General features: G+C 66.1%; 18 protein-coding genes and 3 tRNA genes. 10 read left to right on the forward strand and 11 right to left on the reverse strand.

Annotation, left to right across the window (positions count from 1 at the left end; genetic code table 11):
- Positions 1–54 precede the first annotated feature (54 nt).
- A complete protein-coding gene (locus BXA00_RS17600; RefSeq protein ID WP_076519782.1) occupies positions 55–1572 on the forward strand; it encodes a sensor domain-containing diguanylate cyclase in 1518 nt (505 codons plus the stop codon).
- A 23-nt stretch (positions 1573–1595) separates the two neighbouring features.
- Here BXA00_RS17600 and BXA00_RS17605 read toward each other — a convergent pair whose 3' ends face one another.
- Positions 1596–1838 carry a 6-phosphofructokinase gene (locus tag BXA00_RS17605; protein ID WP_076519783.1) on the reverse strand — a complete coding sequence of 81 codons (243 nt, stop codon included), beginning with the start codon at positions 1836–1838 and terminating at the stop codon, positions 1596–1598.
- A 107-nt stretch (positions 1839–1945) separates the two neighbouring features.
- Between BXA00_RS17605 and yddG the strand changes: the two genes are divergently transcribed.
- On the forward strand, positions 1946–2854 hold the full coding sequence (gene yddG / locus BXA00_RS17610) for an aromatic amino acid DMT transporter YddG (protein ID WP_076519784.1): 909 nt from the start codon (positions 1946–1948) through the stop codon (positions 2852–2854).
- A gap of 26 nt (positions 2855–2880) precedes the next feature.
- Here yddG and BXA00_RS17615 read toward each other — a convergent pair whose 3' ends face one another.
- Positions 2881–3072 carry a hypothetical protein gene (locus tag BXA00_RS17615; RefSeq protein WP_076519785.1) on the reverse strand — a complete coding sequence of 64 codons (192 nt, stop codon included), beginning with the start codon at positions 3070–3072 and terminating at the stop codon, positions 2881–2883.
- A 260-nt stretch (positions 3073–3332) separates the two neighbouring features.
- On the opposite strand from BXA00_RS17615, the gene BXA00_RS17620 reads away from it, so the two are divergent.
- From BXA00_RS17620 to BXA00_RS17630, 3 genes are all read left to right on the forward strand, one after another.
- Positions 3333–3584, forward strand: a complete 252-nt coding sequence (locus tag BXA00_RS17620; protein ID WP_076521986.1) for a hypothetical protein — start codon at positions 3333–3335, stop codon at positions 3582–3584.
- Positions 3585–3713: 129 nt separating this feature from the next.
- Positions 3714–3905: a hypothetical protein gene (locus BXA00_RS17625; RefSeq protein WP_076519786.1), complete on the forward strand. Its 192-nt coding sequence runs from the start codon at positions 3714–3716 to the stop codon at positions 3903–3905.
- Positions 3906–4094: 189 nt separating this feature from the next.
- Entirely contained in the window at positions 4095–5006 is a 912-nt protein-coding gene (locus BXA00_RS17630; RefSeq protein WP_076519787.1) for a hypothetical protein, read from the forward strand.
- 86 nt (positions 5007–5092) lie between these two features.
- On the opposite strand, the gene BXA00_RS17635 is transcribed toward BXA00_RS17630, so the two are convergent.
- The 3 genes from BXA00_RS17635 to egtD all read right to left on the reverse strand — a co-directional run bounded on the left by BXA00_RS17635 (position 5093) and on the right by egtD (position 7659).
- Positions 5093–5169 (reverse strand) — tRNA-Met (locus BXA00_RS17635).
- A gap of 160 nt (positions 5170–5329) precedes the next feature.
- Positions 5330–6646, reverse strand: a complete 1317-nt coding sequence (gene egtB / locus BXA00_RS17640) for an ergothioneine biosynthesis protein EgtB (protein ID WP_076519788.1) — start codon at positions 6644–6646, stop codon at positions 5330–5332.
- Between the two features lie 35 nt (positions 6647–6681).
- Positions 6682–7659, reverse strand: coding sequence for an L-histidine N(alpha)-methyltransferase (egtD, locus tag BXA00_RS17645; RefSeq protein ID WP_076519789.1), 978 nt, complete (start codon positions 7657–7659; stop codon positions 6682–6684).
- A 369-nt stretch (positions 7660–8028) separates the two neighbouring features.
- Here egtD and BXA00_RS17650 point away from each other — a divergent pair, with 369 nt between their 5' ends.
- Both BXA00_RS17650 and BXA00_RS17655 read left to right on the forward strand, forming a co-directional pair.
- Entirely contained in the window at positions 8029–8364 is a 336-nt protein-coding gene (locus tag BXA00_RS17650) for a YqjD family protein (protein WP_076519790.1), read from the forward strand.
- A gap of 63 nt (positions 8365–8427) precedes the next feature.
- A complete protein-coding gene (locus BXA00_RS17655) occupies positions 8428–9867 on the forward strand; it encodes a phosphatidylserine/phosphatidylglycerophosphate/cardiolipin synthase family protein (protein WP_076519791.1) in 1440 nt (479 codons plus the stop codon).
- 18 nt (positions 9868–9885) lie between these two features.
- On the opposite strand, the gene BXA00_RS17660 is transcribed toward BXA00_RS17655, so the two are convergent.
- From BXA00_RS17660 to BXA00_RS17675, 4 genes are all read right to left on the reverse strand, one after another.
- Positions 9886–11553, reverse strand: a complete 1668-nt coding sequence (locus tag BXA00_RS17660) for an FMN-binding glutamate synthase family protein (RefSeq protein ID WP_076519792.1) — start codon at positions 11551–11553, stop codon at positions 9886–9888.
- Positions 11554–11739: 186 nt separating this feature from the next.
- Positions 11740–12963 (reverse strand): YeeE/YedE family protein, encoded by a 1224-nt coding sequence (locus BXA00_RS17665; protein WP_076521987.1) that lies wholly within the window; start codon positions 12961–12963, stop codon positions 11740–11742.
- A 214-nt stretch (positions 12964–13177) separates the two neighbouring features.
- The gene (locus tag BXA00_RS17670; RefSeq protein ID WP_076519793.1) at positions 13178–14122 is read right to left on the reverse strand and encodes an AEC family transporter; all 945 of its coding nucleotides are present in this window, start codon (positions 14120–14122) and stop codon (positions 13178–13180) included.
- 33 nt (positions 14123–14155) lie between these two features.
- Entirely contained in the window at positions 14156–15049 is an 894-nt protein-coding gene (locus BXA00_RS17675) for a DMT family transporter (RefSeq protein ID WP_076519794.1), read from the reverse strand.
- A gap of 118 nt (positions 15050–15167) precedes the next feature.
- On the opposite strand from BXA00_RS17675, the gene BXA00_RS17680 reads away from it, so the two are divergent.
- The gene (locus BXA00_RS17680; RefSeq protein WP_076519795.1) at positions 15168–15611 is read left to right on the forward strand and encodes a GNAT family N-acetyltransferase; all 444 of its coding nucleotides are present in this window, start codon (positions 15168–15170) and stop codon (positions 15609–15611) included.
- Positions 15612–15839: 228 nt separating this feature from the next.
- Here BXA00_RS17680 and BXA00_RS17685 read toward each other — a convergent pair.
- Positions 15840–15924 (reverse strand) — tRNA-Leu (locus tag BXA00_RS17685).
- Between the two features lie 151 nt (positions 15925–16075).
- On the opposite strand from BXA00_RS17685, the gene BXA00_RS17690 reads away from it, so the two are divergent.
- Positions 16076–16687 (forward strand): tRNA-uridine aminocarboxypropyltransferase, encoded by a 612-nt coding sequence (locus BXA00_RS17690; protein ID WP_076519796.1) that lies wholly within the window; start codon positions 16076–16078, stop codon positions 16685–16687.
- A gap of 165 nt (positions 16688–16852) precedes the next feature.
- Here BXA00_RS17690 and BXA00_RS17695 read toward each other — a convergent pair.
- Positions 16853–16937 (reverse strand) — tRNA-Leu (locus BXA00_RS17695).
- 220 nt (positions 16938–17157) lie between these two features.
- Here BXA00_RS17695 and rnr point away from each other — a divergent pair.
- Positions 17158–19623 carry a ribonuclease R gene (gene rnr, locus BXA00_RS17700; protein ID WP_076519797.1) on the forward strand — a complete coding sequence of 822 codons (2466 nt, stop codon included), beginning with the start codon at positions 17158–17160 and terminating at the stop codon, positions 19621–19623.
- Positions 19624–19660: the final 37 nt, after the last annotated feature.

Consider the following 19660-nt stretch of genomic DNA (forward strand, 5'->3'; position numbering starts at 1 on the left):
GCTGACGGCGACGAACCTGGTGGCGCGCGCCCGCGCTGGCCGCGCCGCTATTCCATGAAGACGGGCCTGCTGGTGCTGGTCTTTGCCTGCATCACCCCGTCGCTGATCGTGGCGACCGTTGCCGTCTACGAAAGCTACGTCGTACAAAAGGACCGGATCTACCGCGACACGATCTTCCTGGCGCGCAATCTCACGGCCATCCTCGACCGCGAACTCACCGGCGTCGAGGCCGGCCTGCAGATGCTCGCCTCGTCTCCCGACCTGGTGGGCGGGGACCTGGAGGGATTTCATCGGCGCGCGCGCGACGCCGTGCGATTCCAGATCGCCGACAGCTACGTCCTGACCGACAAGGAAGGACGCCAGATCCTCAACACGCGGGTGCCCTATGGAGCGGCCCTGCCGGCGGGCAGTGCCCCCAAGGAACTGCTGCGCGTCTTCCAGTCGCGTGCCCCGGTGCTCACCGGCCTGTTTGTCGGCGGCCTCTCCAAAAGGCCCACCATTGCCCTGGGCGTGCCCGTGCTGCGTGGCGAAGAAGTGGTCTATAGCCTGAATGTAGCGCTGTCGCCCGAGAGCATCGCAGACGTGCTGGGCCGGCGTGCGCTGCCCGAGGGCTGGGTGGCGGCGGTGCTGGACGAGTCCGGCACCATCGTCGCGCGGACCCGGGACACGTCCCGGTTCGTGGGCCAAAAGGCGGTGCCCGCGCTGGCGCTCGCCATGCAGCAGGATAGCGAAGGTTCGCTCGAAACCATCACCAAGGAGGACTCACCGGTCTACACGGCGTTCAGCCGGTCGTCGCTGTCGGGCTGGACGGTCGTGGCCGGCGCGCCCACGCAATTGTTGACCACGGGCCTGTACCGCTCCATTGCGTGGATCGCGCTGGGCACGCTGTGTGTGTTCGGCTTGGGGCTATGGTTGGCGCTGCGGCTGGCAAGCCGGCTGACGTCGGCGGTGCACGGACTGGTCGCGCCCGCCGTGGCGCTGGGCGAAGGCCGTACGGTGGAACTGCCGGCCACACGCGTGAAGGAAGCCCAGGAAGTTGGGGCGGCCATGTTGCAGGCGTCGCGCATGCTGGCGCGCGCGCAGCACCTGGCGCACTACGATCCCCTGACCGGCCTGTGCAACCGGGTGTTGTTCGGCGAACTGGTCATGCGCGAACTGGCGGTGGCGCAGCGCAGTGGCGACGCGTTCTCGATCCTGGCGATCGATCTGGACGGCTTCAAGGCGGTGAACGACATGCACGGCCACGCCGCGGGCGATACGGTGCTCAAGGAGGCGGCAGACCGCATGGCGAGCGCCATCCGCGTGTCCGACGTGGCGGCAAGGCTGGGGGGCGACGAATTCGCGGTGCTGCTGCTGGGCGCCAGCGGAGAGCATGCGCGGCAGGTGGCCGAGGCCCTTGTCGAGAGCCTGTCGCTGCCGTACCCCGGCGTGCGCGTCGCCGTATCGGCAAGCATAGGCATCGCCGAGTATCCGCGATCGGGCACGACCATGATGCAGCTCCTGGAGCGCGCGGACGTGTTGCTGTATCGAGCCAAGGGGCTGGGCAAGCGGCGGGTGGCCCTGGACCCCTGAAGCCGGGCCTCGCCGCGCGTCCGTCAGATGTCGTGGCGCGGCGGCGGCAGGGCGGTCAGGACTTCACCCGACCTCAGGCGGTAGCGCCTGTCGTCCAGCGCAATCACGTGGTCTCCCTCGGAAGTCCTGAGGATGTAGCGCGAACCGGCGCGCGGCGCGGCGCCGGCCTCGGGCTCGTCCGCCTGCAGGAACACTTCGATGCGGTAGAGACGGCCCGAATCCGTGCTTGCCAGTACGTCGCTCATCCTGCGTATTGAAATGGCCATGCAGCTTATTCTCCATACGGTTTTCGCTAAACTTGCCGCCTTGGCGCCGCGCCGGCCTGCGGGCGGGCAGTGCGGCGGGCAGGTGTGGCAAGCAATTGGAAACGGTAATGCAATGGACTCCTGGCCGTAACGCGGCCACTACCCTGGGTTTGCTGGCGGTGCTGCTGTGGGGCACTGTCGTCGGCCTGATTCGCGGCGTCAGTGAAAATTTCGGACCGATAGGCGGCGCCGCGCTGATTTATACGGTGGGTGCGGCGTTGCTGGTGTTGTTGCTCGGCTTTCCCAAGCTGCGCGCATTTCCCCGGTCTTATCTCGTGGTGGGCAGCGTGCTGTTCGTCGCTTATGAGATATGCCTCTCGCTGTCGCTGGGTTTCGCGGCCGATCGTGGGCAAGCCATCGAACTGGGCATCGTCAATTACCTCTGGCCGTGTTTGACGGTGATATTTGCCATGCTCATCAACGGCCAGCGGGCAAGCGTGTGGGTGGCGCCGGGCATCTTGTTGTCGGTCTGCGGCATCGTGTGGGTCGTGGGTGGTTCCGGCGGCCTGTCGTTCGAACGCACCGCCGCCAATGTGTCGAGCAATCCTTTGAGTTATGGCCTGGCCTTCAGCGGCGCCATCATCTGGGCCGTGTACTGCAACGTGACGAAGCGTTTTGCCGATGGCAAAAATGGCGTCGCGCTGTTTTTCATGCTGACGGCCGCGGTCCTGTGGATCAAGTTCCTGCTCAGCGCGGAACCCTCCCTGGTGTTCACGGCGCCCGCCACCCTCGAACTATGCGTGGCCGGGGGCGCGATGGCCGCCGGCTATGCGTTCTGGAACGTGGGGATACTGCGAGGCAACCTCACCCTGCTGGCCACGGCGTCATACTTCACCCCGGTTTTCTCCACCTTCTTCGCCGCCGTGTGGCTGTCGACGCCGCTCACCCTGTCGTTCTGGCAGGGGGTGGCCATGGTCACCGCCGGCTCGCTGGTGTGCTGGGCGGCGACGCGCGGCAGGCCGGCCCGCAACGGTTAGTCCGGGCCTGGCCTTCAGAAGGGGGATTACTCGATGAGCATCGTCAGGGCGACCGCGAATCCCAACGGGACCAGCAGCAACGATGCAAAGGTGGAACTGACGATCGCCGCCGATATCTTCAGCCAGGGCTCGGGCCCTGCGCTGCGTATCGTTTGAATCACCAACGCGACGATACCCATAACCATCAAACAGCTCATGAAAACTGCCAAGTAAGTCATGTTGTCTCCGTCCTCGCCTGATTAAAGGGATGCGGCGCCGCTGAGCGGTCTCTCTGTTTGTGTCGATTGTGCGCCTGTATTTGCGGACTGCACCCTAGGGTTTTCCTGCTGCGGCACGCGCTTTGTGGCGTATTTGCCTCGGGGTCTGCAGCATGAAAAACATGTGCGGCTGCAGCATTTTTGGCAAGGCGGTAGCGACTCGCGACGGCGGGGCGGATTGCGCTACGATGGCGTCATCGAACTACCGAAAAGGCCGCAAGATGACGCAAGAATTGCGTCCCGGCACGCGCGCCACCCTGCAGGTGCGCCAGCTTTCTCCCGGCGAATTCGCCTGGATCATCACGCTGCTCGATCCTGAATCGGGAAATGTGCGCAGCACCAATTACTCCGACAAGCGCTACGCCAGCCTGGACGAGGCCTCGGCCGCGGGCAAGTCTGCCGTCATGGCATTCCTGGGCGGCGAGGCGCCGGAGCCGTCCGCCGCGCAAGGCGGGGGACGGCGCAAGGACTGATGCGCCGCGTTTGGGTCCAGGGCAGATGCCCAGGGCCGTTCAACGTTGCACGACACGGGCAGGGCACCGGGAACGCCGTTTGCTGAAGCTCAGGCAAGGCGCATGAGCGCCGCTTGAGGAGATGCAACCATGTCCCAATTCCCGCACCGCGAACCCGGCCAGCCGGGCGATCTTCAACCCGACGATCCGGCTCTGCCCGGCAATCCGCCCGAGGACGATCCGCTTCCCGATCCGGGCCGTCCCACGGACAACCCCGACGTCATCGATCCCACGCCGCCCGCGCCGGATCCTCGCGCCCCGGGCACCATTGACCTGGCCTGATTGCGGCCTGCGTCGCGCGATCCCGATTCCATCATCGAAACAAGGAGGTTTCCATGCGCTCCATCTTGCTGTGGCTGCTAGGCGTGCCCATCCCCATCATCATCCTGCTGGCATTGTTCTGGCACTGACCGCTGACTCGTTATCCGCCGCGTTCATGCGGTTGCATAAGACTATGAACAAGGATCGATCATGGAAAATTCGTCTTCATTGAGCCAACCCTACGCCGACGGCCTGCCGGTCCGCGAATCGGCCATTTCGGCCGTTTCGTGGGCGGCGGTCTTCGCCGGCGCGGTGATCGCCGCCGCGCTTTCGCTCGCGCTCTTCGCTGGCGGCACGGGTCTGGGCTTCCTGTCGGTGTCGCCGTGGGGCGATGAAGGCATGTCGGCCCCGGCCATCGGCATCGGCATCATCGTCTGGATGCTGTTCACCCAGATCGTTTCCTACGGCATCGGCGGCTACGTCGCTGGACGCCTGCGGACCAAATGGGTCGACGTGCACTCGGACGAGGTCTACTTCCGCGACACCGCGCACGGCTTTCTGGTGTGGGCCCTGAGCGCGATCGTCAGCGCAGCGCTGCTGGGTTCTGCCCTGGCTTCCATGGCGTCGGGTGTGGCCAAGGCCGGCGCCGCGGTGGCGGCCACGGCAGGCACGGCTGCCACGGCCGCTGCGGCGGCCGGGGCGAGCGGGGGCGGCATGGAACGCGCCACCGACTATCTGACCGACAGCCTGCTGCGCTCGGATCGTCCGGAGGCAACGGCGGATCCCGAGGCGGCGCGCGCCGAAGTCGGCCGTATCGTGGCGATGAGCGTCACGCGCGGCGACATGACGCCCGAGGACCGCGACTACGTCGTGAAGGTGGTTGCGGCGCAGGCGGGCGTGGAACCCGCGGTGGCGCAACGCCGCGTCGATCAGGCCATCCAGAACGCCAAGAAGGCGGCCGAGGACGCCAAGCAGAAAGCCAAGGAAGCGGCCGACGCCGCCCGCAAGGCTGCCGCGGCGTTCGCGTTGTGGGGCTTTGCGTCGATGCTGATCGGCGCGTTCGTGGCCAGTCTGGCGGCAACCTGGGGCGGTCGCCGCCGGGATGCGGTGTATCGGGTTTGAATCCCTTCGGGCCTGATATTCCTCGGGCCCGATATGCCGTAGGCGCAATGCAAAAGGCCCGCACACTGTGCGGGCCTTGAAATTCTTGGTGGCGCATCCCTGATTCGAACAGGGGACCTGCGGATTATGATTCCGTCGCTCTAACCGGCTGAGCTAATGCGCCATCCTTTTCTCGTTGGTCAGTTTGCGCTGCAAGTGCTGATCAACGAAGAACGAAATTCTAGCACGAAGTTTTTTGCGAGTGCAAGCGGCCGCGCTTGGATTTTGTTGGGCGCCTTGACTCGCACCTTTCTGCGTGCAGGCGCGGCTGCCCGGACGCTCCGTCAGGCGTCGCGCGCAAGACGGATGCCGGAAAACTGCCAGCGCGCCTCGGCAGGGAAAAAGTTGCGGTAGCTGGCGCGGATGTGGTCTCGCGGCGTGGCGCAGGAGCCCCCGCGGAGCACGAACTGGTTGCACATGAACTTGCCGTTGTATTCGCCCACGGCGCCGGCGCTGGTTTGGAAGCCCGGATAGGCGTCGTAGGCGCTCGAGGTCCACTCCCAGGCATCGCCGAAGAGCTGCACCGGACCGCCCTGGCCATCGCGCGCGGGGGCGGGGCGCGGGGCCAGGTGGCCGTTTTCCAGCATGTTGGCGCGCGCAGAGAAGGTGCTGTCCGGCAACTGGCGCGCGGCGTGTTCCCATTCGGCTTCGCGTGGCAGGCGTGCGCCCGCCCAGCGCGCGTACGCGTCGGCTTCGAAATAGCTGACGTGGGTGACGGGCGCCTGAAGGTCGGGCTCCTGCATGCCGCGCAGGGTGAAGATGCGCCACGCGTCGCGGTCGCCCTCCCAGTAGAGCGGGGCGTGCCAGCCCTGCGCGCAGACCATGTCCCATCCCAGCGATAGCCACAGTTCGGGCCGCTGGTATCCGCCATCCTGCATGAAGGCCAGGTACTCCTGCTGTGTCACCAGGCGGTCGGACAGTTGAAAGGGCGTCAGCAGCACGTCGTGGGCCGGTCCTTCGTTGTCAAAGGCAAAGCCGTGGCCGTCGTGGCCGATGCGCGTGATGCCTCCTTCGTAGCGGGTCCAGCCCGCGGCCGTGGCCGGGGGCATCGTGGGCGGACCCGGCGCCACGTAGGCCGGCTTGAGCGGATTGGCCGACAGCATGTGCTTGAGGTCGGTCAGGATCAGTTCCTGGTGCTGCTGCTCGTGATTCAGGCCCAGTTCGAGCAGCGCATCGAAATCCGGATCATTGCCGCCCAGCCGCGAGATCAGCGCGTGCATCGCGTCGTCCACATGCTGGCGGTACTGCAGTACTTCGGACAGCGGCGGGCGCGACAGCAGGCCGCGTTGCGGCCGGGGATGCTTGGCGCCGACGGCGTTGTAGTAGGAGTTGAACAGCATCCGGTACTGCGGATGAAATGGCGGGCGGGCAGCATCGAAGCGCGCCAGCAGGAAGGTTTCAAAGAACCACGTGGTGTGTGCCAGATGCCATTTGACGGGGCTGCAGTCCGGCATGGACTGCACCTGGCAATCTTCCGGACTCAGCGGGGCCGCCAGGGCCGTGGTGGTGGCGCGCACAGCGTCGTACCGGTCGTGTTGTCCGGCCTGTCCGCTGGCGTAAGGCCCGAGGGCGGGGTGGGTCAGCAGGCATGCGGGGTCCATGTCGATCCTCAAGATGCGGGGTGGGCGGTCGCGCGTCAGGCGCGGGCGCTGAAAACGGAAAACCAGCCGCGCGTGTCAGACCAATGCGCGACATCGCGAAAGCCCGCGCGGTGGAGCAGGTCGCTGAATGCCTGCGGGGTGAACTTGTAGGAGTTTTCCGTGTGGATGCGCTCGCCGCGCTTGAATTCCCGGTGGCCGCCGGGCCAGGTGACGTGCAGCGCGCGCTGGGCTTCGAGATGCATTTCGACGCGCGAGCGTTCGCTGTTGAAGAGGGCCACATGCCGCCAGTCCTCGACATTGAAATCGCTGTCGAGCACCGCGTTGACGTGGCGCAGCAGATTCAGGTTGAACGCCGCCGTCAGGTGCAGGGCGTCGTCATAGGCCGGTTCCAGCACACTTCGGGGCTTGACGCGGTCCACGCCCACCAACAGTCCTCCGCCGGGACAGGCGTCGCGGATCCGGCGCAGCATGGCATAGGCGTCATCCGGGCCCAGGTTGCCAATGCTCGATCCTGGGTAGAAGCACAGCCGCTGCTCGGCGGGAACGTCGGCGGGCAATGCGAGTTCGTGGGAAAAGTCCTGTCCCACCGCCGTGATCCGCAGGTCGGGATACGACAATTGCAGCCGGCGCACGGCCGTCTGCAGATAGTCGGCCGAGATGTCGACCGGCACGTAATGGCTGGGCCGCAGGCTGGGAAACAGCCGCTCGGCCTTGACGCAGTCGCCCGCGCCCAGGTCGATCATCGCCTGCACCGGCCCGATGTGGCGCGCGATATCGGCCCCGTGACGCTGAAAGATTTCATCTTCGCAGCGGGTGGGGTAGTACTCGGGCAGTTGCGTGATGGCCGTGAAGAGCGATGAGCCGAGCGCGTCGTAAAGGAACTTGGGATCGATGTGCGCGGGTCGGTCCAGCAGCCCGTCATGCAGTTCGATCTGTTCGGCGCTGGGATGCTGCGGCTCGGACGCGAGGAATTCAGGGGCGGCGGCGGCAAAAAGTGCAGAAGGAGAAACCATGCGTTCAGTTCCTTTTGGGGCGGTTGAAGCGCATTGAGAAGACCTATTGTGGCGGTTGAGGGGGTTTGCGTGTCAAGCGCCAAGCCTCTGAATGCAATGGACTTTTACGAAATCGAAATCAGGTTTTGCGGAGAACGGCGAGGGATGCGGCGCGTCCCCGCCCAGGTGCCGCCCCTTGCGATCAGCAAGTTTCGCTCCGCTGAAATATCGGTTTACGGCTGGTTGCGAAAGCTCGGGCAGTAGTGGCCGATGGTGTGGACAATGGGGCTTCGGCCATGCGGAAGTCGTTTCCGCGGCCCATGGCGATGCTGCGTTGCATCAGGCGATGCGGGCGCTAGCCGGGGCGGCCCCAAAAATAAAGGAGCTACCATGAATCGAAAGCACCAGCGCGCTGAAATGGCTTTGCATCGTGAACGTGTGAATGACAGCTTGCATGAGCTGCTCGCCGGTACGGAAGACCTTCTGCGTTCGACGGCTTCGTACACGGGCTCCGAAATCGATGCGGCGCGCTCGCGCCTGAAGCGCCAGCTTGCCGAGGCGCGTGAGTCCGCCGGCCTGTGGGAAGGCGCTGCCCGCGAGCGCGCACGTCGCGCCACGGCCTACGCGGACGAATACGTGCATGAGCATGCCTGGAAGTCGGTCGGCGTGGCGGCCCTGGTGGGCGCCGTGCTTGGCTGCATCCTCGTGGCGGGCAATCGACGCTGACGCGGCATCATGAGTCCATGTCCGGCCTCGAGCCGGGTTGGGCCGCGCAGTGGCTGGCGGACGATGGCGTCCGGTGCGTGCCGATGGGCGCGCACGTTCCTGCTCGTGTGCGTCGCATCCGCGCTGGCGGCCTGTGCCAGCGTGCCGGACACGCAGGAGCGCAAGGCGCGTGCGGCGCAGGCGGGCCTGTCCGCCGACGCCGCGCAGGACAGCTATCGCCGCGGGCAAGGCATTGCGGCGGACCCGCAGACACCCAAGGATGATTTTCTCGCCCGTCACCTGGCGGTAGAACAGGCCGTCAGCGGCGCGCCGCTGGTGAAAGGCAATCGCGTGCGCCTGCTGGCGGACGGGCCCAGCACGTACAAGGCGATGCTCCAGTCCATCGGCCAGGCGCGCCGGTATGTCCACATGGAAACGTACATCTTCGACGACGACGCCGAAGGGGCACGCTTTGCCGAGGCGCTGATGGCGGCTCGCGAGCGGGGCGCCGAGGTCTCGTTGATGGTCGATGCCGTGGGCACGATCAAGACGCCCGATGAGCTGTTCCAGCGCATGCGCGATGCCGGCATCCAGGTTGCGGTCTTCAATCCCGTCAATCCGGCGCGGGCGCGCGCCGGCTGGTCGCCGAACCAGCGCAATCACCGCAAGGTGCTGGTCGTGGATGGCAAGGTGGGATACCTGGGCGGCATCAACGTCAGCAGCGTGTACGAATCGTCGTCGCTGTCGGGCGGCGGCGGTTCCGGCGTGGGGTCCGGCTCTGGCGGCGGCTCGGGCGATGACAAGGCCGGCGACCCGCCCAAGGATGCGGAATCCGCGCCGTGGCGCGATACGCACCTGCGCATCGAAGGCCCGGCCGTGGCGCAGCTTGAACAGGTGCTGCAGGCGGGCTGGGCGTCGCAGGCGAAGGAGCCGATCAAGTGGGGAGATTCGCATGTCGCGCCGCCCGTCGGCGACACCACCGTGCGCATCCTCGCCAACCAGCCCGACCGCAGCGATGGCTACACGGTGTACCTCACGCTGATGTCCGCCTTCGAAAGCGCGCAGAAGTCCATTCACATCACGATGGCGTACTTCGTGCCGGACCCGGCCTTCATCGAGGTGCTCGAGTCCGCGGCGCGGCGCGGCGTGGATGTGGTGCTGGTGCTGCCGGGTTTCAGCGATTCATCGCTGGTGTTCCACGCGGGGCGCTCGCACTACACCGATCTGCTGCGCGCCGGCGTCAAGATCTACGAGCGGCGCGACGCGCTGCTGCACGCGAAGACGGCGGTGGTGGACGGCGTCTGGTCCACCGTGGGCTCCAGCAACATGGATTGGCGCAGCTTCGCGCTGAACTATGAGGTCAATGCGGTCGTGCTGGGCCCCGAGTTCGCCGCCGAGATGGAGGCGCTGTTCCAGCGCGACGTGGCCGATGCCGTCCAGATCACGCCCGAGGCCTGGAAGGAGCGCGGCCTGGACGACCGCTTCATGGAGTCGTTCTCGCGCATTTTCGAGCGCTGGCTGTAGGCGCAGTCGCGCGCGGCGTCATGAGGTGCCCGCGGCGGCGGCCTGCGCCGCGTGTTCCCGCGCCAGGGCGGTGGTGATGTCGTGGGTGGGCTGGAACGAATGGGCCTGCGCCATGGCCCAGCCCGCGCGGAACACCTGGTGGCGGAACTCGCCGCGCAAGAGTTCGCCGGGCGCCAGTTCGGGGAACAGGGCCGACAGCAGCCGGATTTCGCTGGGCGAGATGCGGCGCGCGATATGGTGCGGACGCAACTGGCCGGGGTGCGTCAATCCCGCCGCCGCCAGCAGTTCGGCCAGCGCATGCAGGGTGTTCTTGTGGAAGTTGGCCACCCGCTGCGACTTGTCCGGCACGACCAGCGCGCGTTGCCGCAGCGGGTCCTGCGTGGTCACGCCGGTGGGACACTTGCCGGTATGGCACGCCTGGGCCTGGATGCAGCCAATGGCGAACATGAAGCCGCGCGCCGCGTTGCACCAGTCCGCGCCCATCGCCATCACGCGGGCCATGTCAAAGGCGGTGATGATCTTGCCCGACGCGCCCAGCTTGATGCGGTCCCGCAGGTTCACGCCGATCAGCGTGTTGTGGACCAGCCGCAGGGCTTCGCGCAGCGGCGTGCCCACGTGATCCACGAACTCGACCGGCGCCGCGCCGGTGCCGCCTTCCGCGCCATCGACCACGATGAAGTCCGGCGTGATGCCGGTTTCCAGCATGGCTTTGACGATGGCGAACCATTCCCAGGGATGTCCGACGCAGAACTTGAAGCCGATCGGCTTGCCCCCCGACAGTTCGCGCAGGCGCGCCACGAATTTCATCAGCCCGATGGGGCTGTCGAATGCCGAGTGGCTGGCGGGCGAGTTGCAGTCCTGCCAGGGCGCCACGCCGCGCGCCTCGGCGATCTCCAGCGTGACCTTGCCTGCGGGCAGGATGCCGCCGTGGCCGGGCTTGGCGCCTTGCGACAGCTTGATCTCGATCATCTTGACCTGCGGCGTACAGGCATTGCGCACGAACGCCTCTTCGGAGAACGCGCCCTGCTCGTCGCGGCAGCCGAAGTAGCCCGAGCCGATGTTCCATACCAGGCTGCCGCCGGGCTGGCGATGGTAGCGGCTGATGCCGCCTTCGCCGGTGTCATGGGCAAAGTCGCCTTGCCGCGCCCCTTCGTTCAAGGCCAGCACGGCGTTGGCCGACAACGCGCCAAAGCTCATGGCCGAGATGTTGAACGCCGACATGGAATAGGGCTGCGTGCAGTCGGGGCCGCCCACCGTCACGCGAAAGTCGGTGTCGTTGATATGCGAGGGCGACATCGAATGATTGATCCATTCGTAGCGGTCGCCGTAGACGTCTTCCTGGGTGCCGAATGGGCGCTTGTCGATTTCCCGCTTGGCGCGCTGGTAGACGATGGAACGCTGGGCGCGCGAAAAGGGCGCGGCCTCGGTGTCGTCTTCCAGGAAATACTGGCGGATCTCGGGGCGGATGAACTCGAACAGGAAGCGCAGGTTGCCCAGCACCGGATAGTTGCGGCGGATGGCGTGGCGCGGTTGGATCAGGTCATACACGCCGAGCGCGCCCAGCAGCGCCAGCGGCACGGCGGCCGCGAGCCACCACAAGGACGCCGTCGCGGCCAATAGCGCGGTGACCGCCGCGCCGGCCAGGGTCAACAGAAAGGCCGCGTAGCGGCCGGCTATCCAGTTCATGTCCATCTCCGTTTCGGAATGGAGCAACCATACACCAGGGCAGCCGTCCGGCGGATGAATGAAACGCCGCGGGCGCGGGCGGTCGCGCCGGTCCGCTGTGGGCCGGGAATGGCGTATTCACAGGGTTTGCGGGCAGACGAAAAAATGGCCTCCGGTATCGGAGGCCATTTTCTGGAACAGTGTTTCTCAGCAGCTGGACGCTGAAGGCGTCTTTTCGACGGCCAGGCCGAAGATCGGGCGCAGGCGCACGCCCAGCGCGCTGCCCGCGAACGCGGCCGGCAGCCACAGCCAGGCGTGCAGGCTGCCCGACAGGATGCCGCTGAAGTAGGCGCCGATGTTGCAGCCGAATGCGAGGCGCGCGCCATAGCCGAGCAGCAGGCCGCCGATGACCGCGCCGGCGAGCGAACGTGCCGGCACCTTCCAGACGGGGGCGAACTTGCCCGCTGCGCTGGCGGCGGCAAGTGCGCCCAACATCAGGCCGATGTCCATGACGGTCGTGACGTCCTGGCGCAGCGGCGCGGCGAGCGACGGCTGCTTGGCCCAATAGGCCCAGGAGGCCACGTCGCCGCCCAACGCGTCCAGCGTCTTGGCGCCCCACAGCGCGAACGCGGACGTGATGCCCCACGGGCGTCCGGCCAGCGCCAGCGTGGCGAAGTTCAGCACCACCAGCGCCACGCCGCCCCAGATGAGCGGCCAGGGGCCCTGCAGCAGCGAGACCGGGCGGGCGGTGCGCGACGCGAACGAAACCACATGGCCATGACGGCGCTTTTCCAGCACGGTCGCGACCCAGGCGATCAGGGCGAAGACCGCCAGGTTGACGACGAGGGCGGGCGCGAGGCCCCACGTCTTGATGAGTGACGTGGGCGCCAGCGCCGGCAGGTTGGACCACCAGCCGAAATGGGCCGTGGCGATGACCGAGCCCACGATAAAGAACAGCAGGGTCACCACCATGCGGGTGTTGCCACCGCCCACGGCGAAGAGCGTGCCCGACGCGCAGCCCCCGCCCAGTTGCATGCCAATGCCAAAGAGGAATGCGCCCAGCACGACCGATACGCCGGGGGGCGACACAAAGCCGTTCACCGGCTGGCCGAACAAGGTGCCGGCGGCGAGGAACGGGAAGAAGAGCAGCACGCCCACGCCCAGCATCAGCATCTGCGCGCGCAGACCCGCGCCGCGGCGATCCGACACGAACACGCGCCAGGCCTGCGTGAAGCCGAAGGACGCGTGGTACAGCGTGACGCCGAGCAGCGCGCCGACCACCCACAGCGCGCCTTGGCGCCAGCTTACGGTCTGGTTGAGATACAGCGCGCCGGCCAGCACCAGCAGCAACGCAATCCAGAGCGGCTTGCGGTTGATCTGGATGGGGGGCAGGGCCGAGGACAAGGGCAGGGAGGAGGCGTTGGCGCTCATGGGAATCCCGAAGATCAAAACGTAAATGCAAACGGGTGCGCAGTCGCACCCGTGGAAATAGCCGTCAGTCTAGACCGGCCGACAAATCTCTCAAACCACAGATTCGTGCTTGATTAATAACTTGAAGTTATATGAATGCATGATGCGCGGCCGGCCGTTCCGACGCGAAGCGATGATGCGCGCGCGTCCGGCATGGGTCCGGCATGCGCCGGGCTCAGGAGACGGGATGGGCGCTGATCCAGGCCACGAGCAGGCTGACCGTCAGCACCGAAGCGACAGTGCTCACGAGGATGGCGCGCGAGGTGGTGCGGGCATCGCGCCCATACATCTTGGCCAGCATGAACGGGCCGGTGCCGATGGGCAATGCGCTCATCAGCACGGCGGTCCAGGCCCACAGCGCGGGCATGGAGAAAACATAAAAGGCCAGCACCGCCGTGGCGGCCGGCTGCAACAGCAGCTTGCCCAGCACGAGGCGCAGCACGCCGGGGCCTGCGCTGGCCGTTTCCGTCTGCGCAAGAAAGAGGCCGATGGTGACCAGCGCGCACGGACTGGCCGAGGCGCCCAGCAGGGCGACATAGCGGTCCACGCCATCCGGCAGCGCCACGCCGGTGGCCGCCCAGGCCAGCCCCAGCACCGGCGCGGCCAGCAGCGGATTGCGCGCCAGCGCGCGTCCCACCTTGAGCAGCGTGGCGGGCAGGTTGGGCGTCTGCTGGCGGTCGAACTCGATGAGCGCGATGGCAAATCCGAAGAGCACGCTGGCGGTGAGCAGCGTGGTGAAGGTGGCGGGCGCGAGGCTGTCCGCGCCCAGCAGCGCAAGGCACAGGGGGATGCCCATGTAGCCGGCGTTTGCGTAGGACGCCGCCAGGCCTTCTATGCTGCGGTCGGTCAGCGTGTGCGGCCCCCGCTTGCGCGGCAGGAAAGACGCCAGGAACGTGATGGCGATGCCGCCCGCGAAGGCGCCCACGAACCCCCAGTGCGCCATGTGCGCCAGGTCCACCTGCGTCATCGCCCGAAACAGCAGCGCGGGCAGCGACAGGTAGACCACATACCGGTTCAGGGCGTCGGTCGCGTGGGTGCCCAGGATGCGCCAGCGCGCGGCCAGCCAGCCGGTCAGTATCAGCGCAAAGACTGGCAGGGCGGCGGTGACGACGGCGTTCATGGGCGGGGGCGCGAGGTCGGAAAGGCGCTCATTCTACTTGGCCGCGCCGCGCGCCCTGCGTGTGACGAGCAGAATGCCCAGCGCCGCCAGTCCCATCCCCGGCCAGGCAAGCGCCGGGATCGGCTCGCCCAGGATCAGCAGGGCAATGACCGCCGTGCAGGGCGGCACCAGGAAGAACAGCGCGGACACGCGCGAGGCTTCCCCGTGGCGGATCATGGTGAGCAGCAGGGTGATCGCGACCAGCGAATTGCCCACCACCAGATAGGCCAGGGAGGCAAGCAGGGGTGCGGTCCATTCGATGTGCATCGATTCCAGCCAGAACGCCAGCGGCGCGGAGACGGCTAGCCCGACGCTGTATTGCGCCAGGTTGGACGCGACCGGATGAATCTGCGTGCCGAATCGTTTTTCGTACAGCGTGCCTCCCGTGATGCAGAGCAGGGCGCCCACCGCGAACAGCAGTCCCCACGGTGCCAGCACATCGATCGAGGCCTTGGCCACGATGACGAGCGCGGCGCCGGCCACGCCCAGCGCCAGCCCGGCCCAACGCCGGGCATCGACGCGCTCATGCGCGATGGCAGGCGCCAGCAGGCCAATCAGGATGGGCTGCAGGGAGGTGATGAGGGCCAGTCCGCCGGCGGACATCCCCTGCTTGAGCGACAGGTAGGTAAAGCAGAAGTAGCCTGCCTGCAACAGCAGGCCCACCATCGCCAGGTGCCCCCACGTGCGTGGGTTGCTGGGCAGCGGTGGGCGCAGCGCAAGCAACAGCGGCGCCAGGATGAGAACGACGCAGGCATAGCGCAAGGCCAGGAACGTCAGCGGATCCGCGTAGGCCAGGCCCACCTTGAGCACCACGAAGCCGCTGGACCACAGCACGAGAAAGAGCGCGGGCGCGGCCTTCAACCAGGCGGGAGGAGCGGCAGGCGTCATGGCGGAACCTGGGCGGCAAGGGCAAGCCGCGATCGTACCCCTTTTCGCGCCGCCTTCATCCCTGCGAGAATGCGGCGTAGGATTTCGTTATTCATTTGCTGCAACGTAGGGGAAGGACATGTCGGCCAATAAACAAGCAACGGTGCGTATCGCCCTGGGTACGTGGGATCGCCTGCGCGAGGACGCGTATTCCGTGCGTCATGCGGTGTTCGTGGTCGAGCAGAAGGTGCCGCCCGAAGTCGAGTTGGACGACGACGACGCGGTGTCCGTGCATGCTGTGGCCTACGGGCCCGACGGCACGCCCATGGGCACGGGACGCCTGCTGCCCGACGGCCATATCGGCCGAATGGCCGTTCACAAGCGCGCGCGCGGGATGGGCGTGGGCGGCCAGTTGCTGGATGCGCTGATCGGCCAGGGTCACGGCGATGGCCATCGCATGCTGGTGCTGCACGCGCAGACGCATGCTGCCGGTTTTTATGAAGCGCATGGCTTCAAGGCCGAGGGCGAGGAATTCGTCGAGGCCGGCATCCCGCACGTGGTGATGACGCGCACCTTGAAGTAGGGCGCTGCGGCCTGCCTGTCGTTGCAACGGCTGTGATGGCTGTCGTTGCACCTGCCGGCCGTCCTGCTCCGTAACGGGCAAGCGGCCGCGCATGAAACAAGGCAAGGTGTGAGGGGCGACTCAGGCAGACAAGGGTTTTGTCGGCGCGCAAAAGCAAAAACCCCGAACGCTTTCGCGTACGGGGTTTTTCTTTGGCGCATCACGACAGGTACCTCGTGATGTAGTAATTGGTGCCCAGGAGAGGACTCGAACCTCCACACCTTGCGGCACATGGACCTGAACCATGCGCGTCTACCAATTCCGCCACCTGGGCGCTGTTGCTTCGCAGATCCGGTTGCTTGCGCTTCCGTTTCGTGTTCAGCAGCAGAGGAACGAGATTATGCATACTTTTTTGGAAGTGTGCAAGTCGTGCTGCTTTTTTTTCACTTTTTTTTTGTCTTGCCGCTTTCTATATAGTGTCGTCCATGTCCCGAGCCCTCTGTACCCGCTGCCTGCGTCCGCTGTCGCATTGCCTTTGCGCGCTGATTCCGTCGCTATCGTGCCGCACCAGCGTGGTGGTCCTGCAGCATCCCAGCGAAGCGCGTCACGCGTTGAATACGGCGCGGCTGGCGGTGCTGGGTCTTGCGGGCGCTCGCCGCGTGGTGGGCGAATATTTTTCCGAGGCCGATTGGGCGGCGCCCGGTCACGCGCCGCGCCTGCTGTTTCCCGGGGAGGGCGCCGACGTGCTGACGCCGGGCTACGGGCAGGACATGGACGTTCCCATCCGACTGATCGTGCCCGACGGAACGTGGGGGCATGCGCGCAAGCTGCTGCATATCAATCCCGCGCTTGCCGCGCTGCCGCGTGTGATGCTGCCGCCGGGCCTGGCCACGCGCTACCGGGTGCGCCATGCGGATGTGCCGGGCGCGTTGTCCACCATCGAGGCCGTGACGCATGCGCTGAACGCCATCGAGGCGCCGCGCAATTTCGATGCGCTGCTCGCGCCGTTCGAGGCGCTCATCGACGGGCAGATCAACGGCATGGGCGCCGATCTTTATGCCCGGCATCACCTCAATCGCAAAGTGCCCTGGCGATAATGTGCCGCGTATTGAGCGTATTGAGATTTACTTGCCGTGGGGTTACGTGCAGTGGGTTTGCGTGCCCTGCTGGCGCGCAAAGCAAAAGCCCCGGAAACCTTTCGATTTCCGGGGCCTTCAGCCTTTGCAATCAAATCAGTGAATACTGACTCGATTTGAATTCCGTGGTGCCCAGGAGAGGACTCGAACCTCCACACCTTGCGGCACATGGACCTGAACCATGCGCGTCTACCAATTCCGCCACCTGGGCACTGAAAGATACTGTCAGAAGTCTGTGCTACCCTGCCTTCCGTTGCATCGTTCAATTCAACTTTTGAACTAAACCATGCGTCAGGATGCAGTTGGTTTTACAATGCGGCTTTATCAGCGCTTTATTAGCAACTCTGACCCGCACTTCTGACCATTTCTGCTTCAGTGTTCAGCCTTGGGCGAACCACAGAAGCTGCGCATTATATACGGAAAATTTAGCTTTGGCAAAACGATCGAATAACGAATCGAATAACAACAGATCAACTCCCTTGCCCGAAGCGCCGCCGGACTTCGATCCTGATGTTCCGTCCCGTGAAGCCATTCTGACGGCGCTGCGCGCCGCCGGTTCGCCCTTGTCTCCGGTTGAGCTGGCCGAGCGCATGGGCATCGAGCGACCCGCGACGATGGTGGGATTCGAGCGCCGCCTGGGCGCCATGGAGCGCGACGGGCAGTTGATGCCCAACCGCAAGGGGGTGCTGCTGCTCGCGACCAAGCTCGACTTCGTGGCGGGCAAGGTGCTGGGTCACCGCGACGGCTTCGGCTTTCTGCTGCGCGACGACGGCGGGCCCGATCTGTTCCTGTCGCCGCGCGAAATGCTCAAGGTGCTGCATGGCGACCGCGTGCTGGTCAAGCCGACGGGCGAATACCGGGGCAAGCCGGAAGGCACCATCGTCGAAGTCATCGAGCGCCGCACCAACAAGCTGGTCGGACGGTTCCTGCACGAGCATGGCCTGTCCATCGTCGTGCCCGAGGACCAGCGCATCAAGCATGACATCCTCATTCCCCCCAGCGACACCAACGGCGCCCAGCACGGGCAGGTGGTCGCGGTGGAAATCATGGAGCAGCCCACCCGCCATACGCAGCCGCTGGGCCGCGTGGCTGAGGTGCTGGGCGAGATCGACGATCCCGGCATGGAAATCGAAATCGCCGTGCGCAAGTTCGACGTGCCGGTCGATTTCAGCGAAGCCGCCTTGAAGCAGGCTGCGCGCCTGCCCGACTCCGTTCGCAAGTCGGATCTGAAAGACCGCGTGGACCTGCGCGACGTGCCGCTCATCACCATTGACGGTGAAGACGCGCGCGACTTCGACGATGCGGTGTATTGCGAGCCGGTCGAGCTGGGCTCGGGTCAGCGCAAGCGTCCCGGCTGGCGCCTGCTGGTGGCCATTGCCGACGTCAGCCATTACGTGCGGCCGGGCGATGCGCTGGACGACGACGCGATCGAGCGCGGCACCAGCGTGTACTTTCCGCGCCGGGTCATTCCCATGCTGCCGGAGTCGTTGTCCAACGGCCTGTGCTCACTGAATCCGGACGTCGACCGCCTGGTGCTGGTCTGCGACATGGTCATTCCGGCCAGCGGCGCGAAGGCCGGCACGGTCACCGCCTACCAGTTCTACAACGCGGTCATGCATTCGCATGCCCGCACGACCTACACGAATATCTGGGCCGCCCTGCAGCAGCCGGGCGGGCCGGCGGCGCATGCCATGCAGAGCGTCATGCCCCAGATCCAGCATCTGTATGAGCTGTTCCAGTTGCTGGCGCAGGGCCGCAAGAAGCGGGGCGCCATCGATTTCGACACGGTCGAAACCAAGATCGTCTGCAACGAACTGGGACGCATCGAACAGATCGTCCCGTCCGTGCGCAACGACGCCCACAAGCTGATCGAAGAGTGCATGCTGGCCGCCAACACGTGCGCGGCCGACTTCATGGTGCGCAGCAAGCATCCCGGCCTGTACCGCATCCATGAGGGGCCGACGCCGGAACGCCTGCAGTCGCTGCGCGAATTCCTGCGCACCATGGGCTTGTCCCTGGGCGGAGGCGAATCGCCGACGGCCAAGGACTACGGGGATTTCCTCGATTCCGTGCGCGGGCGTCCCGACTACCCGCTGCTGCAGACCATGTGCCTGCGCTCCATGCAGCAGGCCGTGTACAGCCCCGACAACATGGGCCACTTCGGCCTGTCCTATCCGGGCTACAGCCACTTCACCTCGCCGATCCGCCGTTATCCCGACCTGCTCACGCATCGCGTGATCAAGGCCTTGCTGGCGGGGCAGCGGTATGTGCCCAGCCTGGACGACCACGCCGTGGTCATTGGCCGCACGCAGCGCGAACACGAGCACGCCATCTGGGAAAAGATGGGCCTGGTGCTGTCGGCCAGCGAACGCCGCGCGGACGAGGCGTCGCGGGACGTCGAGGCCTGGCTCAAGTGTTGGTTCGTCAAGGAGCGCGTGGGCGAGGACTTCAGCGGCACCGTCACCGGCGTGGCCAGCTTCGGCATCTTCGTCACGCTGGATACGCTGCATGTCGAAGGCCTGGTGCACGTCTCCGAGCTGGGCGGCGAGTACTTCCAGTTCAACGACGCCCTGCACGAACTGCGCGGCGAGCGCACGGGCATGCGCTACCGCCTGACCGACAAGGTGCAGGTCCAGGTGTCCCGCGTGGACCTGGAGGCGCGCCGCATCGAGTTCCGGCTGGTGCAAGGCACGAGCTTTGACGCGCTGCGCAAGGCGGCGGCCCGCGGGCCGGATGAGCCGATGCGCCGGGTCAAGAAGGCTGCGTCGCCCAAGCCTGCGGGCTTGAAGGGACAGACCGCCAAGGAAAGGCGCGCCGAAGCCAAGAAGGCCAGCAAGCCGCCCAAGGCCGCCAAACGGGCCGCGCCCGCCAAGAAGGCCACGCGCAGCCGCCACTGACGCGCCGACGGGCGCCGTCTGAACCTCAAGGCCGGGC

This window comes from Achromobacter sp. MFA1 R4 (assembly GCF_900156745.1).
GTDB lineage: Bacteria > Pseudomonadota > Gammaproteobacteria > Burkholderiales > Burkholderiaceae_B > Achromobacter.